Raw genomic sequence first — 815 nt, forward strand, 5'->3', positions numbered from 1 at the left:
AAGATATTGAGTTGCAAAAACCTGTACAACCTATAATGCAAGCTGAAATCCGCCGGCCAGAGCTTAGCCTTTATGAACAGCAACGCAAAAGTCTGGAGGTAAAAGAACAAGCTATAGCAGCCCGGAACCTGCCTAAATTTAATTTGTTTTTGCAGGGTGGTGTAGGCAGGCCAGCATTAAATATGTTGAACAATGCAGCCGAACCTTTTGCCATGGGTGGACTTAGAATGAGCTGGCCCCTATCTGGTTTTTATACCAGCAAAAAAGAAAAGGCAATTATAGACATCAACAGAAAAGAGATTGATCTGCAAAAGGAAAGCTTTTTATTGAACACTAATTTTGTGGTAAAACAGCAGGAATCTGAAATTGATAAGCAAACAAACCTATTGAGCTCAGATGATGAGATTATTGCGTTGCGAGCAAGTATAAAGGAAACATCGGCCGCACAATTGCAAAACGGAGTAATCAATACCAGCGATTATTTACGTGAGGTAAACGCCGAAGATCAGGCCAGACAAAGCAAAATCATGCACCAGATACAACTGCTTATGGCACAGTATAATAAACAAACTACCACTGGCAATTAATTTTTAAACAAACTAATCATGAAGAAAATAGCATTTGCAATAACTACCGCTTTGTTTTTGATGTCTTGTGGGCAAAAGGAACAAGTCTATGATGCTTCGGGCACTTTCGAAGCTGTAGAAACCATCGTATCTGCTGAGGCAACCGGAACCATTAAGACCCTGAATCTTGCAGAGGGGCAGGTACTTAAGGCAGGCGAAACGATAGGCTATATTGATACTACTCAACTA

General features: G+C 40.6%; 1 protein-coding gene and 1 pseudogene. Both read left to right on the forward strand.

Annotated features, from left to right (window positions below; all coding sequences use genetic code 11):
* A partial coding sequence (locus AC1DG9_RS27450) for a TolC family protein (RefSeq protein WP_477635746.1) occupies positions 1-587 on the forward strand: 587 nt, incomplete at its 5' end.
* Positions 588-605: 18 nt separating this feature from the next.
* A pseudogene (locus AC1DG9_RS27455) lies at positions 606-815 on the forward strand (HlyD family secretion protein); the annotation flags it as partial.

This window comes from Pedobacter sp. 05L430, assembly GCF_056397585.1.